Origin of the sequence: Polynucleobacter necessarius (genome assembly GCF_900095205.1) — a bacterium.
Lineage (GTDB): Bacteria > Pseudomonadota > Gammaproteobacteria > Burkholderiales > Burkholderiaceae > Polynucleobacter > Polynucleobacter necessarius_E.
The window spans coordinates 289,779-305,953 of record NZ_LT606951.1 but is presented as its reverse complement, the minus strand read 5'-3'; the positions used below and the strand labels follow the sequence as shown (position 1 = coordinate 305,953).

The 16,175-nt window shown below is 45.1% G+C and carries 12 protein-coding genes and 2 pseudogenes; 9 read left to right on the top strand and 5 right to left on the bottom strand.

Annotation, left to right across the window (positions count from 1 at the left end):
• Nucleotides 1-3: 3 nt before the first annotated feature.
• The 3 genes and pseudogenes from glcF to proC all read left to right on the top strand — a co-directional run bounded on the left by glcF (nucleotide 4) and on the right by proC (nucleotide 2,873).
• Nucleotides 4-1,285: pseudogene (glcF, locus tag DXE37_RS01660) on the top strand (glycolate oxidase subunit GlcF).
• The gene (locus DXE37_RS01655; RefSeq protein ID WP_114636366.1) at nucleotides 1,282-2,007 is read left to right on the top strand and encodes a YggS family pyridoxal phosphate-dependent enzyme; all 726 of its coding nucleotides are present in this window, start codon (nucleotides 1,282-1,284) and stop codon (nucleotides 2,005-2,007) included. Before glcF ends, DXE37_RS01655 begins: the two are co-directional and overlap by 4 nt.
• Nucleotides 2,004-2,873, top strand: a complete 870-nt coding sequence (gene proC / locus DXE37_RS01650) for a pyrroline-5-carboxylate reductase (RefSeq protein WP_114636365.1) — start codon at nucleotides 2,004-2,006, stop codon at nucleotides 2,871-2,873. The genes DXE37_RS01655 and proC overlap by 4 nt, the downstream gene beginning before the upstream one ends.
• Here the strand turns inward: proC and ubiA are convergent.
• On the bottom strand, nucleotides 2,870-3,733 hold the full coding sequence (gene ubiA / locus DXE37_RS01645) for a 4-hydroxybenzoate octaprenyltransferase (protein WP_114636364.1): 864 nt from the start codon (nucleotides 3,731-3,733) through the stop codon (nucleotides 2,870-2,872). The two genes, proC and ubiA, sit on opposite strands and share 4 nt — an antisense overlap.
• Nucleotides 3,734-3,743: 10 nt before the next feature.
• Nucleotides 3,744-5,831 carry an ATP-dependent DNA helicase RecG gene (gene recG, locus DXE37_RS01640; protein WP_114636363.1) on the bottom strand — a complete coding sequence of 696 codons (2,088 nt, stop codon included), beginning with the start codon at nucleotides 5,829-5,831 and terminating at the stop codon, nucleotides 3,744-3,746.
• A 30-nt stretch (nucleotides 5,832-5,861) separates the two neighbouring features.
• On the opposite strand from recG, the gene queA reads away from it, so the two are divergent.
• From queA to secF, 5 genes are all read left to right on the top strand, one after another.
• A complete protein-coding gene (queA, locus tag DXE37_RS01635; protein WP_114636362.1) occupies nucleotides 5,862-6,908 on the top strand; it encodes a tRNA preQ1(34) S-adenosylmethionine ribosyltransferase-isomerase QueA in 1,047 nt (348 codons plus the stop codon).
• Nucleotides 6,905-8,062 (top strand): tRNA guanosine(34) transglycosylase Tgt, encoded by a 1,158-nt coding sequence (gene tgt, locus DXE37_RS01630; RefSeq protein ID WP_114636361.1) that lies wholly within the window; start codon nucleotides 6,905-6,907, stop codon nucleotides 8,060-8,062. Before queA ends, tgt begins: the two co-directional genes overlap by 4 nt.
• Nucleotides 8,063-8,194: 132 nt before the next feature.
• Nucleotides 8,195-8,521, top strand: coding sequence for a preprotein translocase subunit YajC (gene yajC / locus DXE37_RS01625; protein WP_114636360.1), 327 nt, complete (start codon nucleotides 8,195-8,197; stop codon nucleotides 8,519-8,521).
• A 25-nt stretch (nucleotides 8,522-8,546) separates the two neighbouring features.
• Complete coding sequence (gene secD, locus DXE37_RS01620; RefSeq protein WP_114636359.1) at nucleotides 8,547-10,406, top strand: protein translocase subunit SecD; 1,860 nt, start codon at nucleotides 8,547-8,549, stop codon at nucleotides 10,404-10,406.
• A gap of 3 nt (nucleotides 10,407-10,409) precedes the next feature.
• Entirely contained in the window at nucleotides 10,410-11,384 is a 975-nt protein-coding gene (secF, locus tag DXE37_RS01615) for a protein translocase subunit SecF (protein ID WP_114636358.1), read from the top strand.
• A gap of 11 nt (nucleotides 11,385-11,395) precedes the next feature.
• Here secF and DXE37_RS01610 read toward each other — a convergent pair whose 3' ends face one another.
• Together DXE37_RS01610 and purB are read right to left on the bottom strand one after the other, a co-directional pair.
• Nucleotides 11,396-12,757, bottom strand: coding sequence for a 3-deoxy-D-manno-octulosonic acid transferase (locus tag DXE37_RS01610; protein WP_114636357.1), 1,362 nt, complete (start codon nucleotides 12,755-12,757; stop codon nucleotides 11,396-11,398).
• Entirely contained in the window at nucleotides 12,754-14,133 is a 1,380-nt protein-coding gene (gene purB, locus DXE37_RS01605) for an adenylosuccinate lyase (RefSeq protein WP_114637504.1), read from the bottom strand. The genes DXE37_RS01610 and purB overlap by 4 nt, the downstream gene beginning before the upstream one ends.
• 94 nt (nucleotides 14,134-14,227) lie before the next feature.
• Here purB and DXE37_RS01600 point away from each other — a divergent pair.
• A pseudogene (locus tag DXE37_RS01600) lies at nucleotides 14,228-14,832 on the top strand (glutathione S-transferase N-terminal domain-containing protein).
• 79 nt (nucleotides 14,833-14,911) lie between these two features.
• Here the strand turns inward: DXE37_RS01600 and mnmA are convergent.
• A complete protein-coding gene (gene mnmA, locus DXE37_RS01595; protein ID WP_114637503.1) occupies nucleotides 14,912-16,024 on the bottom strand; it encodes a tRNA 2-thiouridine(34) synthase MnmA in 1,113 nt (370 codons plus the stop codon).
• Nucleotides 16,025-16,175: the final 151 nt, after the last annotated feature.

Genomic DNA, 16,175 nt, shown 5'->3' with positions numbered 1-16,175 from the left:
GATATGCAAACTCAACTAGCCCCTCAATTCGCCAACACGCCGGAAGGTATCGAGGCAGCTCGTATTCTGGGTAAATGTGTTCACTGCGGTTTTTTGTACTGCTACCTGCCCTACTTATCAGTTGTTAGGCGATGAGTTAGATGGCCCACGTGGACGCATCTATCTCATTAAGCAAATTGCCGAAGGTCACGCTCCTACCGAAAAAACTCGTCTTCATTTAGATCGTTGCTTAATGTGTCGTAATTGCGAAAGTACTTGCCCTAGGGGTGTACAATATGGCAACCTGATTGACATCGGTCGTAAATGGGCAGAAGAAAACGCGCCTGAACGTCCTTTTGCCCAAAGACTTACACGCTGGGCGCTAAAAGGAGGCTTAACCAAGCCTGCGCTGTTTAATTCCGCGATGACATTGGGTCGCCTAGTATGCCCATTTATGCCTAGCGGTATCCAACGAAAAATTCCGCTAACCCTTAATATAAAGTATTGGCAAAGTCTACTGATCCGTATGCAAGACCTGCTTCAACGCATCAACGAAAAATGGTTTTATTAGAAGGCTGCGTCCAACCTGGTATGTTGCCTAATATTAATTCAGCAACAGCTCGTGTACTCAATGCATTGAAGATTCAACTCATTAGCGCTCCGAGCGCAACTTGTTGCGGGGCACTACGCTATCACCTGAATGACCAAGCTGGCGGCCTGGAAAATGCTAAGCAAAATATTGATGCTTGGTGGCCTATAGTAGAAAGTGGCGTAGAAGCAATTGTGATGACTGCTTCTGGTTGCGGAGTGATGGTGAAGGATTATGGACATCTGTTTGCAAACGATCCCACTTACGCGGCAAAAGCCAAAAAGGTCTCTGACTTAACTAAAGATATCTCTGAGATTCTTCCTTCATTGCAAAACGAGCTTATCCAGCTTGTGGGTACGGATCCTAAACCAGGTGTGGTTGTATCACCCACCTTGTGCTTTGCAGCATAGGCAACAAATCCACGGCAAAGTTGAGGGCCTACTCTCTAACATAGGTATTGGCGTGAGTTTATGTGTAGATAGTCATCTTTGTTGTGGATCTGCCGGAACTTACTCTGTTACTCAACCAGAATTATCTGAACAGCTTCGCAACAATAAACTTGCTCACCTCAATACTGCGTGTGAGGAGTCTGGTGCGGAAGTGATTGTTTCTGGAAATATTGGCTGTATTACTCATTTACAACAAGATGACACCCCGGTTGTTCATTGGATAGAAATAGTGGATCAACTCGTCAGCAAGTCAGCTAAGGCCTCATGAATTCCATCGTAGTTAATCTGATGCAAGTCAGGGAGCGAATTGAACTTGCTGCCTTAGCAGCAAAACGTGAACCTGAAGAAATTGAACTTTTAGCCGTCAGCAAAACCTTTCCTGCTTCAGCAGTAGAAGAGGCTATGCATGCTGGTCAATCTGCATTTGGCGAAAACTATGTCCAAGAGGCAGTAGAAAAAATTGAGAAGCTTGCCAAATTACGTCCTTGGCTTATATGGCATTTCATTGGTCCACTGCAAAGCAATAAAACAAGGGAAGTGGCGCAACATTTCGATTGGGTTCACAGTGTGGATCGACTCAAAATTGCCGAGCGTCTATCCACCCAACGCGGGGAATTTCCAGATTTGCCGCCATTGATGGTTTGCGTACAACTCAATGTGAGTGAAGAAGATAGCAAAAGCGGTGTTTCCTTAGCGGAAGCTAATTCTCTGTGTAGTGCCATTACCGCTTTACCCAATGTGGCTCTCAGAGGCTTAATGGCCATTCCAGCGCCTACATCAGATATCCATCAACAGCGCCAGGCTTTTGGGGCCGTACAGGATTGTTTTAAACGAATACAAGCATCCCATTCCACAGAACTAGGATACCAATTTTTTGACACACTTTCAATGGGCATGTCTGATGACCTAGAAGCTGCCATCCACGAAGGAAGCACCATGGTAAGAGTTGGAACAACTATTTTTGGGAAGCGCGATAAGATTAACAAATGAGCACAAATAATATTACTCAAACTAATAGCAACACCCACATTACTTTTATTGGCGGCGGCAATATGGGGCGGGCCCTCATTAGCGGTCTACTCGCTAGTGGATTTGAACCAAACCAAATCTCTGTTGTAGAAGCTAATACAATTACCGCCTTAAAGCTATATGAAGATTTTGGTGTGCAAGGTATTGGCGCACCAGAGCAAATTGCTTTTGACTTCTCCAAAAATAACGTGGTTGTGATGGCAATCAAGCCACAAGACTTCAATATTGTTGCCAAAGGTCTAGCTACCAAACTAAAGCATGCGACCGCTCCTGGCCCACTAATTTTGAACATTGCTGCCGGAATTCGGCTGAAAGATATGAGTCGCTGGCTTGATCACACCCGTTGTATCCGCGCCATGCCCAATACACCCGCACTCATTGGCAAAGGCATCACTGGTCTCTTTGCGGACTCTGCTGTAGGTCAGCCCGACCGCGCTTTAGCAGAAACCATTTGCAACGCAGTTGGTCAAGCGGTTTGGGTTTCGGAAGAAAAGCTAATGGATGCCGTGACTGCCGTTTCAGGTAGCGGGCCTGCTTATGTTTTTGCATTTCTAGAGGCAATGCAGTCCGCCGGCGTGAAGCTCGGCTTAGATAACGATACCGCACGCAAACTCGCTTATGCAACGCTTGAAGGTACTGCACAACTTGCCCATAACTCCGACGAGCATGCAGGAGTGTTGCGCGAGAGAGTAACCTCTAAGGGTGGTACCACAGCGGCTGCGCTTGAGGTAATGAAGCAACATGGCTGGCAAGAGATCTTGGAAAAAGCAATTGATGCTGCTAGCCAACGTGGCAAGACCATGGGTGATGAGCTGGGTCAAAGCTAGTTAATAGCCGTCCCCAAAACAATACCTAAAAATAAAAATCCGCCCAACCAATTGTTGTGGCGGAATGCTTTAAAGCAATCCTCTCGGTTGCGTGTTGAAACCAGCTTTAAGTGGTAGATAGCGCAAGCTAGGGCTGGGAACCAACCCAACAAATAGTAATTACTTAAGCCAGCCAATTGGGCTACGCATAGCTGACTTAAAAATAGTATTCCATAACAAATTGCTATAGCGATGATGTCGTTTTTTCCAAAAGTAATCGCTGATGTGCGCAACCCTAAACGCAAGTCATCATCTCGATCTACCATTGCATAAGCAGTGTCATAGGCAATTGCCCAGAAAATATTTCCTATAAAAAGAATCCAAGCCTCCAAGGGAATGAAGTCCAAAATGGCCGCATAAGCCATGAGGATACCAAACCCAAAGGCAATGCCTAAGACGGCTTGAGGCATGGCAAAAAATCTTTTGGTAAATGGGTAAATAAAGGCTACTAGCAACGCTATAACCGACAGTTGCTTTGTAAATACATTTAAAGGTTGGATTAGTAAAAAAGCGAGGAAGGCTAAAACACCAGCAACTGCCACCGCTTCTTTCCAGGAAATTTTGCCACTCGTGACGGGACGGCCTTCTGTTCTTTTGACGTAGCGATCAAAGTCACGATCAGCATAGTCATTGATTGCACAACCTGCGCTGCGCATTAAAAATGTGCCCACTACAAAGATCAGCAGAGTAGATAAATCCGGCACACCGCTGCTTGTTAGCCAGAGAGCCCACAGGGTTGGCCATAACAGCAAGAGCGTACCAATGGGCTTATCGAGCCTAATTAAGTACCCATAAGAAATAAAACGTTCTTTTAAATTCATGAAGTAATTATCAAGCCTTTAGAAATTCAGCGCGAGATCCAAGCCAGCGCTCTAGATGTCGCTCTACAAGATCAGCATGCTCAGCGAGCAAACGCTCAGCAGCCTTTTGAGCCAGCTCGATGAGCCAGGCATCACGTTGAAGATCAACAAATCGCAACATGGTATCGCCCGATTGTTTAGCGCCAAGGAGTTCTCCTGGACCACGGAGAGATAAGTCACGCTCGGCGATTACAAACCCATCTGCGGTCTCACGCAAGGTTTGTAAGCGTTCTTTAGCAGCCATCGATAAAGGCTCGGCATACATCAAAATGCAGACTGAATCTGCTGAACCCCTGCCCACACGACCACGTAGTTGATGAATCTGGGCATAGCCAAATCGCTCAGCATGTTCAATCACCATCAACGCCGCATTAGGGACGTCAACCCCTACCTCAATCACCGTAGTGGCAACTAGAAGTTGAATTTCATTCGCCTTGAAGGCAGCCATGACTGCCGCTTTTTCTTCCGCCTTTAATCTTCCGTGCACTAAACCAAACTTGAAGTCGGGCAGTGCTTGCGTAAGCAGCTCAAAGCTTTCCACTGCGGTTTGTAATTGCAGAGCTTCAGACTCTTCAATCAGAGGACAAACCCAGTATGCCTGGAGCCCTTTTGATAACCAACTTTGCAAACCACCAACCACCTCATCACGCCGACTAGCTTTAACGACCTTGGTTGCAATAGACTTACGCCCCGGAGGTAACTCATCAATCACTGAAACATCCAAATCGGCGTAGTAAGTCATCGCTAAAGTACGAGGAATAGGAGTAGCTGACATCATCAACTGATGACAGTAAAAAAATTCTGATCCAACACGTTGCTGAATTTCTAAACGCTGCCTTACTCCAAAACGATGTTGCTCATCAATCACTGCTAGACCGAGTTTGGCAAAGCTCACATTCTCCTGTATCAACGCATGCGTTCCAATAATCAGCTGCGCTTCTCCGCTCTCAATCACCTCTTGTGCCAATTTTTTTTCTTTGGCTTTTAGGCTGCCTGACAACCATGCAATCATTACACCCAGAGGCTCAAACCACTCTTTCATTTTCAAATAGTGCTGTTCAGCCAAAATCTCAGTAGGAGCCATGATGGCTGCTTGATAGCCATGCTCTATTGTCCGTGCGGCAGCCAAAGCAGCTACTACGGTTTTGCCACTGCCAACATCGCCTTGTAAAAGGCGATTCATCGGAAAAGATTTAGAGAGGTCAGCGCTAATTTCCGACCAAACGCGTTCTTGTGCATTAGTTAATGTAAAGGGCAGGACTTTCAGCAAACCTTCTTCAAAACTTTGCTTTCTTGTTTTGTCTTTACTTTCATCTTGAATTTTTGCAAAAGATGGTGCATGTCGTTCTCGACGAATAGCATGTGCGCGTTTTAAAGAAATTTGCTGAGCAAGGAGTTCTTCAAACTGTACTCGACGCCATGCAGGATGAGTACGCTCCAGTAATGACTGGGTATCGGCGTCGGCAGGCGGTTGATGCAAATAAGTAATCGCTGATTGCAGATTAGGCCAATCATTACTTGGTAATAACTCTGCCATGAGTTTTTTCGGTAGAAACTCTGCCAAAATTTCATTCAAAACCGGTTCACTCAAAGCTTGGTTAACGGCTTTACGAATGATGGCTTGCGAAACTCCGACACTGGCTGGATAGACCGGAGTCAAGCTGGTGGGTAATGACGCATCTGGAGCAACGGCTCGCACTGTAGGGTGCACCATTTCTGGACCCTGAAAGCCCTCACGTACATCGCCACGAATTCTGATATTGACCCCAACGGCCATCTGCTTTTGCTGGCTAGGGTAAAAGTTGAGGAAACGGAGATTAAGGGTCTCCGTTTCATCCTCAATAGTGACCACCATCTGTCTTCTAGGTCGAAATAAGACCTGATTACGAATGACGACTCCTTGCGTCTGAGCCGAGTTAAATCTACCTTGATGAATTGCCTCTTCAATAGTAAGCAACTCAGTTTCATCCTCATAACGGGATGGCAAATGCAAAGCAAGGGCCATTGGGCTATCTAAACCCATCTTTTGGAGTGTGCTTGGCGTTTGTTTAGTAGTCATCGTTAAAATCTAATACCTGATGGTAATGCTATGCAACTCTCTGACTTCAATTACGAACTTCCGCCCGAACTAATCGCCCAACATCCTTTGGCGAATAGAACTGATAGCCGCCTCTTAGAGGTCAAGGCTGGAGGGCTAAATCATGTCGAATTGCTTGATCGACAGTTTACGGACATTCTTAGCCTTGTTCGGCCTGGGGACTTGTTGATCTTCAATGACACTAAAGTCATCCCAGCTCGTCTGCCTGGGAAAAAAGAAACTGGCGGTAACGTTAAAATGCTCATCGAGCGCATTAGCGGAGAAAAACAAGCCTGGGTTCAAATTAGAGCCTCAAAGGCGCCAAAGACTGGTAGTGCGGTTCATATACATAACCAGGCAGGAGAAACCTTCCCAGTAGAAATGATTGGCTATAACGGGCGTTTTTACGAAGTCCGCTTTCCTGAGAATGTTTTTTCATTATTGGAGCGATTTGGTGAACTACCGTTACCCCCTTATATCGAACACCAACCAGATAGTGAAGATGCTCAACGCTATCAGACCATTGTAGCTAAAAATCCGGGGGCGGTTGCAGCCCCAACAGCAGGCTTCCATTTTGATGAAGTAATTTTGCAAAAAATTAAAGATTTAGGCGTGAATCAGGCAACGGTCACGCTGCACGTCGGTGCAGGTACTTTTACGCCCGTACGAGAAGAAGATCTCTCAAAACATAAGATGCACTATGAGTGGTTCTCCATTCCTGACGAAACTTTGCAGGCAATAGACACTGCAAAGAAGAATGGTGGAAGAGTGATTGCAGTAGGCACCACGAGCCTCCGCGCCCTAGAAAGCCAGGCAGCCAACGGGAAAAGCAGTGGCGAGACTAATCTCTTTATTACACCGGGCTATCAATTTAAAACCGTAGATTGCTTGCTAACCAACTTTCATCTGCCAAAATCTACCCTATTGATGTTGGTAAGTGCTTTTGCAGGAATGGAAAACATTCGAGCAGCTTATCAACATGCTATTCAACAGAAGTATCGTTTCTTTAGTTATGGAGATGCGATGTTTCTATGCCGACTTGAGAATACAAAGTTATGACCAAACCAGTTCACTTCAACATCCTAGCGCGGGATTCACAAAGCCCTGCTCGTCTTGGTCAACTCGACCTTCCCCATGGAAGCGTACAAACCCCAATCTTTATGCCAGTTGGCACCTATGGCACCGTAAAAGCGATGACGCCACGCGATCTCAATGAAGCAAAGGCGCAAATTATTCTCGGAAATACTTTTCACCTTTGGCTACGACCAGGATTGGGTGTTATTAAAAAACATGGTGGTCTACATCGCTTTATGGGCTGGGATAATCCCATTTTGACTGACTCAGGTGGTTTCCAAGTATTTAGTTTGGGTACATTGCGTAAGATTTCTGAGGAAGGCGTCACGTTTGCATTGCCTATAAATGGCGACAAGTTATTTATGTCTCCAGAGGTTTCGATGGAAATTCAGGCGGTTCTCAATAGTGACATTGCCATGCAGTTTGATGAATGCACTCCATACGAAATCAAGGGTCAGCCGACTTCCGAAAAAACTACACGCTCTTCATTGGAGATGTCATTGCGTTGGGGTGATCGCTCTTTGAAGCGCTTTCGTGAACTAAATACTGGCAATGGGCTTTTTGGCATTGTCCAAGGTGGCATGTTTGAAAACCTTCGTGAATTTTCATTAGATGCCGTTAGCCAACAAGGTTTTGATGGTATTGCTATCGGCGGCCTCTCTGTTGGGGAGCCCAAACCAGAATTTGAGCACATTCTGAATTTCACGGCCCCAAAGTTACCTGAACATATGCCCCACTATTTAATGGGAGTTGGCACTCCAGAAGATCTCATTTTGGGCGTGAGCTTGGGCATTGATATGTTTGACTGCGTCATGCCTACCCGCAATGCCCGAAATGGCTGGCTTTTTACCCGCTTTGGAGACCTCAAACTACGTAATTCTGGGTATAAGGACGATGATCGCCCCGTGGACCCTACTTGTAGCTGCTATACCTGCCAAAATTTCACTAGGTCCTACTTAAATCACCTCCAAAAGGCGAATGAAATCCTTGGATCGCAGCTCAATACTATCCACAATCTATCCTACTACCTGCAACTCATGACCGAGGTGCGCGAGGCTCTTGGCAAGGACCATTTTAGCGCTTATCGGGAGGAATTTCACAGTAATCGCCAGCGGGGCGTCGAGCCAGGACAGGACTAATAGCCCCAAAGGGAGTAAAACCCCAGCAAATCACCTCCAAAGCCCCACACAGTTTAGAATTGCGGCTTACGATTCAGGTTTAAAGGTCGAAAAATAAAGCAGTTTTTCATAAGTAATTAACGGAGGTTTTGTATGTGGATTAGTAATGCTTTTGCCCAAGCTCCTGCAGCGGGCGCAGATTCCGGTGACTTGATGAGCTTCCTCCCCTTAATTTTGATGTTTGCAGTTTTGTACTTCATCATGATTCGTCCACAAATGAAGCGTCAAAAAGAAACTAAAGCCATGCTGGAGTCACTTGCAGTTGGTGATGAAGTTGTTACTGTTGGCGGCATTATAGGCAAAGTAAGCGCACTTAAAGATCAAGTTGTTACTGTTGAAATTTGCGCAGGCACTGAAGTGCAGTTACAAAAAGGTGCTATCACTACAGTATTGCCAAAAGGCACGCTGAAGTCTGCTTAATTTGTTTGTTTAAAAATAACTTAATATGAATCGCTACCCTCTCTGGAAATATCTAGTCATTGCTGTTGCCCTACTCATCGGCGGACTATATTCATTACCTAATTTCTACGGTGAGGCTCCAGCGGTTCAAGTATCCTCCGCCAAACCAACCATTAAGGTTGGTTTGGCAACTCAGTCCCGTGTAGAAAAAATTCTAGCTGAAGCAAATATTGCCAATACCGGCATTTTCTTTGAAGTCGCTGGCAATGTTGGCTCCATCAAAATTCGTTTCAACAACACTGATATTCAATTACGCGCTCGAGATCTCTTGCAGCAAAAATTAAATGTTGATCAAGCGGACCCCAATTACACTGTTGCACTAAATCTACTATCCAACACACCAGGCTGGCTAAGTGTAATCAATGCACTGCCTATGCCCTTAGGTCTTGATTTGCGCGGTGGTGTCTACTTCCTCCTTCAAGTGGATATGAAGGGCGCAGTCCAGAAAAAAGTAACTTCTTTAGCGACTGATATTCGCAGCCAATTGCGCAATAAGAATATTCACCATCAAGGCATTGACCGTGGCGCTGATTTTATTTCCATTAACTTCGGCAGCATTGCTGATGCTGATGCCGCTCGCTCCGTTTTGATGACAAGCCAACCTGAATTGCTTTGGCAAGAAAAGCCTACCGGCCTTTCACCAAAACTAGTTGGTGAATTTAAACCAACCGCGTTAAAAGAAATTCAAGATAACGCCGTTAAGCAAAACATCATCACCTTAAATAAGCGCGTGAACGAGTTAGCGGTAAAAGAGCCTGTGATACAGCAACAAGGTGCAGAGCGTATTGTGGTGCAGCTACCTGGTGTTCAAGATACGGCAAGAGCTAAGGACATTATTGGTCGTACAACCACACTCGAATCTCGGCTAGCAGATCCACTGATTTCAACAATCGCTTTAGGTGAAACTCCGCCTCCAGGAATGGATACATTCCGTTTTGGCGAAAACCGTTTAGGTGTATTTAAAAAATCAGTGATTTTTAGTGGTGATCGTATTACTGATGCAAGTGCTGGCTTTGATCAAAACCAACGCCCTGCCGTCAATATCTCTTTGGATGCTGCTGGTGGACGCGTTATGCAAGAGGTTACCCGCGAAAATATTGGCAAGCCCATGGGCATGATCTTGTTCGAAAAAGGCAAAGGTGAGGTATTAACTATTGCCACCATTCAAAGTGAATTTGGTTCTAAATTTCAAATCACTGGGCAACCCACAACCGAGAGTGCAAATAACTTAGCTCTTTTATTACGTGCAGGCTCTCTAGCCGCTCCAATGGAAATTATTGAAGAACGTACTATTGGACCAAGTTTAGGTGCAGAGAATATTGAGAAGGGCTTTAAATCCCTGCTGATTGGTTTTGGTGCTATCGCTATTTTTATGCTGGCCTACTACTTATTGTTCGGCACATTCTCTGTTGTAGCACTAGCAGTCAACCTGTTGCTCTTGATTTCTGTTCTTTCAATGCTGCAAGCGACCCTTACCTTACCTGGTATTGCGGCGATGGCCTTGGCATTGGGTATGGCGATTGACTCGAACGTGTTAATTAATGAACGCATCCGTGAAGAGCTACGTAATGGCGCATCTCCACAAACAGCAATTGCCGTTGGTTTTGATAAAGCCTGGGCAACGATTTTGGACTCTAACGTAACCACATTGATAGCAGGTCTAGTCCTATTAGCATTTGGATCAGGCCCCATTAAAGGCTTTGCTGTTGTGCACTGCTTGGGCATTTTGACTTCAATGTTCTCCGCCGTCTTCTTCTCGCGTGGTCTTGTCAACCTTTGGTACGGCAGACACAAGAAGATTCAAAAACTCGCTATTGGCCAAGTTTGGCGCCCACAGGAGAAGTAAGTCATGGAATTTTTCCGCATCAAAAAAGACATTCCCTTTATGCGCCATGCCTTGGTGCTCAATGCAATATCTTTAATTACCTTTTTAGCAGCTGTCTTCTTCCTCTGGCATAACGGCTTACATCTCTCAATCGAATTTACCGGTGGTACGGTAATGGAAGTAACTTATCCACAAACCGCTCCTTTAGATTCGATTCGAGAAAAGGTTGAGAAATTAGGCTACGCAGATACCCAGATTCAGAATTTTGGTAGCTCACGTGATGTGATGATTCGCTTACCTTTACAAAAAGATGCCGAAGGAAAACTAATCTCATCTGCAGACCAAAGTAATGCGGTAATGCAAGTTCTAGATCCCGCAACTATAGGAGTAAAGCTTCAGCGTGTAGAGTTCGTAGGACCACAGGTTGGTCAAGAATTGGCTATTGATGGTTTAAAAGCCCTAGTCTTTGTGATCATCGGCATTGTTGTGTACCTTTCGTTCCGCTTTAAGTGGAAATTCGCTGTCGCAGGCATCATTGCAAACTTGCATGACGTGGTCATCATTTTAGGCTTCTTTGCCTTCTTTCAATGGGAATTCTCCCTTTCTGTTTTAGCGGCAGTTCTTGCTGTATTAGGCTACTCAGTCAATGAATCGGTAGTTATTTTTGACCGAACCCGCGAGAACTTTCGAAAATATCGCAAGATGAATACCCGCGAAATTATTGATAACGCCATCACTAGCACTATCAGCAGAACAGTGATTACCCACGGCAGTACCGAAATGATGGTCTTAGCAATGCTGATCTTCGGCGGCCCAACACTCTTCTACTTCGCCTTAGCTCTGACCATTGGTATTTTATTTGGTATTTATTCTTCAGTTTTCGTAGCGGCGGCATTGGCCATGTGGCTTGGTGTAACACGCGAAGATTTAGTCAAGGGAGATAGAAAACCAGATGTCGATGCCCGCAAAGATGACCCTGACTATGGGGCGCGGGTTTAACTAAAAACTTTTTAGTTCAAAGAAAAGTTTTGACGATCAAGGGCAACTAAGGTTTGACTGGTTGCACCTTGATGTTCTCTCGAGTATGCCTTTGCAGTTTCACTCATCCTTATAAGTTCAGCGGTATTCAGAAGTAACTCTTTCAAAGACTCCATTAAAGCAATGGGTTCAGTTAAGATCAACTCACCTTTGATTCGTTTTGCAGCGCCGCTATCAATTGCATCTAAGGCGGCCTGTTGAAAATTATAGGTATGCCCACCTAGTAAAACAGGGCACCCAGCTGCGCACGCCTCAATCAAGTTTTGACCACCAAAAGGTAATAAGCTACCACCCATAATCACCAAGCTAGAGGCACTGTAATACATTGGCATTTCGCCCATAGAGTCGCCCAAAATAATATCTAAACCAGCGCATTCATTTGGAATGCCAGGCCATTCACTGCGACGACGAAACTTTAAGCCAGTAGCATGAATTTGATCTGCCACCTCCGTAAAACGCTCTGGATGACGTGGCACTAAACACAACAAAGGTGTAATTGAAAAAACATTGCTTAAGAGCAAGTCTTTCCATGCTTTCAGAATGATAGTCTCTTCACCATCACGCGTGCTAGCAGCACACACCATCAAGCGTTGGTTGGTATGTAAATCTTGGCGCCAAGATTTTCCCTGCTCCACAAGCATGGGATCGAGTGGTACATCAAACTTCAGATTACCCACTATCAGCACATTCTGAACACCAAGGCTGCGGTATCGCTGGGCATCAAATTCAGTTTGTGCCAAGATACCGGCAAAGGCTTGGAATAATGAACATCCTGCATTACCAAAGCGATTAATACGTCGCGCACTCCTCTCGGATAAACGAGCATTGACCAAGAACAGGGGTAAGCCAATCTCTTTGCAGCGAAATACCACTGTAGGCCACGCTTCGGTCTCCATAAAGAGGCCGACCTTTGGCTTAAAGGTCTTGAGAAAATGCTCTACAGCCCAGCAAATATCATATGGCAAATACACTTGTCGAATTTGACCAGAAGCAATTTGTTTAGCGAATAACTGTTTGCCTGTACGACGTCCATTCAATGTCATATGGGTCAGAAGAATGGCTTCGCCCCTATTTAGATAAGCTTCAATTAAGGGTTGAGCAGCGCGTGTCTCCCCAACCGACACAGCATGAATCCATATGGAGCCCTGAGCAATCGGCTTGCTGTAGCCAAAACCGAGTCGCTCTGGAATGTGATGCAAGTATGAGAAGGCATGACGTGCTCGCCAAGCTAAACGCACAAAAGCCAATGGCAACAAGAGATGCCCTAACAGTTGATAAACAGCAAACCAGATCCGGGGACGTCCCCCGTATTCTGAATTGGTAGTCAAACTCACTTTTTAAGACGTTCGGTCAACTCGACCGCCTTACCTAAATAGGAGGATGGAGTCATTTCCAGTAAGCGTGCTTTTGCGTCTTCAGGAATTTTCAAACCACGAATAAAGGTTTGCAAATCTGCCTGATTAATACCTTTACCGCGAGTTAATTCTTTTAACTGTTCATAAGGATTCTCAATGCCATACCGACGCATGACGGTTTGCACCGGCTCAGCTAATACCTCCCAACAAGCATCTAAATCAGCAGCAATAGCAACAAGATTTACCTCTAGCTTGCCAAACCCGCGTAAAGCGCTGTCATAGGCTAAGACGCTATGACCAAATGCTGGGCCAAGATTACGCAAGACAGTAGAGTCGGTAAGATCACGCTGCCAACGAGAGATAGGCAACTTTTCAGCAAGGTGACGTAGTAATGCATTGGCAACACCTAAGTTACCTTCAGAATTCTCAAAGTCAATTGGATTCACTTTATGCGGCATCGTGGATGAGCCTATCTCACCTGCTTTAGTCCGCTGCTTGAAATATCCAACAGAGATGTAAGCCCAGAAATCACGATCCATATCCAAAAGGATCGTATTGGCCCGAGCAATTGCATCAAAGAGTTGGGCCATACCATCGTGCGGCTCGGTCTGAATAGTGTATGGATTAAAAGTGAGGCCTAAACGACCCTCCACCACATCCTTGGAGAAATTCTCCCAATCAAAATCAGGATAGGCGGATAAATGAGCGTTGTAGTTTCCTACAGCACCATTCATCTTGCCAAGCAATGGCACAGCAGCAATTGCATCAATGGCGCGCTCTAGGCGCTTAGCAATATTTGCAATCTCTTTACCTAATGTACTTGGCGAAGCAGGTTGGCCATGAGTACGCGATAACAAAGGCACTTTTGCATGCTCGATCGCAAGATCAGTTAAAACAGCTAACACTTTTCTGAGTTGCGGCAAAAGCACTTCATCGCGAGCGCCACGTAACATCAAACCATGAGAAGTATTGTTAATATCTTCTGATGTGCAGGCGAAATGAATGAACTCGCTTGCCTTTAATAGATCTGGATGCCCCGCAACCTTTTCTTTTAAAAAGTATTCAACCGCCTTAACGTCATGATTAGTTACCGCTTCGATGTCTTTAATGCGCTGCTCATCAGCATCAGAAAAATTTTCTGGGAGAGAGAGTAAAAAGGCTTCATCGGATGCATTGATTTTAGGAACATCAGGCAATCCAGCGGCAGCTAATGCCAAGAGCCAATGAATCTCCACAAAAACACGCTGACGCATAAAAGCAGCCTCAGAAAGCCAAGGTCGCAAAGCATCTAACTTTCCAGCGTAACGGCCGTCTAGGGGTGAAAGGGCATTGAGGGTTGAAAGCGGCTGACTCACGAATATTGCCTTTGCATTAAATATGTCAATAAAAGCTAATTTTAATGCGTTCCCGGAGTCTGCAAACCCCAATTAGGATGGCTATACTTACCTCATGAAACTTATCGGATCCCTTACTAGCCCATACGTACGTAAAGTACGCATCGTTTTTAACGAAAAAAGGTCGAAGTCGACCTCGAACTAGAGAATGTCTAGGCTGCAGACACCAAAATCTCCCTAAATAACCCCCCTCGGGAAGGTTCCTTGCCTCATATCTGATGATGGAGAGCTATCTATGACTCCCGCGTCATCGCTGAGTACGCAGATGGCCTAAGCCCCATAAGCAAGCTCATTCCAGCAGAGAATCGTGAACGGGCTTCGGTTAAAACCTGGGAAGCCTTAGCCGATGGAATTATGGATGCAGGAATATTGGCACGTTTGGAACGCACCTTACGTCCAGCAGAACAACAAAGCCAATTCTGGTACGACCGCCAAATGGGCAAGATCGATGCAGCGCTTCGTCAAATGTCAGAGCAGCTTGGTGAAAATGCATGGTGTTATGGCAATCAAATGACGCTTGCGGACATCGCCGTAGGTTGCGCAATTGGTTATTTATTTCCAGAAGTGAAATGGCAAACGCAATATCCAAACTTAGATCGTCTGTATCAAAAGCTCTTACAACGACCTTCTTTTATTGAAACGGAACCACCTGCTGCTTAATCAAGCTGTAGACGAATTAAAAAAGCCAATCAGTTTTGATTGGCTTTTTTGTATCCACTAGCAAAAAATTTAACTTTGATTATGCGGTAATAATTCCACCGCCCAAACAAATATCCCCGTCATATAAGACTGCAGATTGTCCAGGTGTCACTGCCCACTGCGCATCTAGAAAACTCAAATCAAAACCTAACGACTCTTCTCCAGCGCTCAACGTGCAAGCCGAATCTGCTTGACGATAACGTGTCTTAGCTGAATAGTTTCCCAGTGTTGGCGCTACTCCAGATACCCAACTAGTATCCATCGCTGATAGCCTATTAGTCAATAACCATGGGTGTTCGTGGCCTTGTGCCACATATAAAGTGTTATTTGGAACATCTTTATGTGCGACATACCATGCATCACCATTGCCGTCTTGGCTACCACCCAAACCAATTCCCTTGCGCTGGCCCAAAGTAAAAAAAGCTAAACCCATATGCTCACCAACAGTCCTACCCTCAGGTGTTTTTATTGGACCTGGAATGCGAGGCAAATAACGATTTAAGAATTCTCTAAAGGGACGTTCACCAATAAAACAAATTCCGGTGGAGTCTTTCTTTTTTGCATTATGCAAACCAATTTGCTCGGCAATTTTTCTCACTTCAGTTTTTGGAATTTCTCCAAGTGGAAACATCACATTAGCCAATTGCTGCTGCGTTAATCGATGCAAGAAATAACTTTGGTCTTTGCTAGCATCAACTGCTTTCAATAACTGCACTTTGCCGTCCTCGTGGCGAACGCGTGCGTAGTGACCTGTAGCAATTGCATCCGCACCTAAACTCATCGCGTGGTCTAAGAATGCTTTGAACTTAATTTCTGCATTACATAAAACATCAGGATTAGGAGTGCGCCCTGCAGCGTATTCGCGCAAAAAATCGGCAAATACACGCTCACGGTATTCAGCGACAAAATTCACCGCTTCTACATCAATTCCGATCATATCGGCCACAGAAACTACATCCAGCCAGTCTTGACGAGCAGAACAGTACTCATCGCTGTCATCGTCCTCCCAATTCTTCATGAAAAGACCAATTACCTCAAAACCTTGTTCTTTGAGCATCCAGGCTGCAACTGACGAATCCACCCCTCCAGACATGCCAACAACGACTTTTTTGGTCTGTGAGGATGGGATTGAGGAAGAATTGAGCGAAATTATCAAAAAATGCGAAAATCCAATATAAGCCATTAAGCCATATTGTAGAAGTCTTAGCCCGTATTCACAGGATTTTGGGCAAAAACCAAGCAAGCGAACGTGGGGGTAAGTAGATAGGTGCAATCAAGCCTATTTAATTAAAATAGATTTTTTA

Excerpts from the sequence above, each read along its gene's own strand:
- DXE37_RS01655 (WP_114636366.1), top strand. The coding sequence starts at position 1,282 with ATGAATTCCATCGTAGTTAATCTGATGCAAGTCAGGGAGCGAATTGAA.
- proC (WP_114636365.1), top strand. The coding sequence starts at position 2,004 with ATGAGCACAAATAATATTACTCAAACTAATAGCAACACCCACATTACT.
- ubiA (WP_114636364.1), bottom strand. The coding sequence starts at position 3,733 with ATGAATTTAAAAGAACGTTTTATTTCTTATGGGTACTTAATTAGGCTC.
- recG (WP_114636363.1), bottom strand. The coding sequence starts at position 5,831 with ATGACTACTAAACAAACGCCAAGCACACTCCAAAAGATGGGTTTAGAT.
- queA (WP_114636362.1), top strand. The coding sequence starts at position 5,862 with ATGCAACTCTCTGACTTCAATTACGAACTTCCGCCCGAACTAATCGCC.
- tgt (WP_114636361.1), top strand. The coding sequence starts at position 6,905 with ATGACCAAACCAGTTCACTTCAACATCCTAGCGCGGGATTCACAAAGC.
- yajC (WP_114636360.1), top strand. The coding sequence starts at position 8,195 with ATGTGGATTAGTAATGCTTTTGCCCAAGCTCCTGCAGCGGGCGCAGAT.
- secD (WP_114636359.1), top strand. The coding sequence starts at position 8,547 with ATGAATCGCTACCCTCTCTGGAAATATCTAGTCATTGCTGTTGCCCTA.
- secF (WP_114636358.1), top strand. The coding sequence starts at position 10,410 with ATGGAATTTTTCCGCATCAAAAAAGACATTCCCTTTATGCGCCATGCC.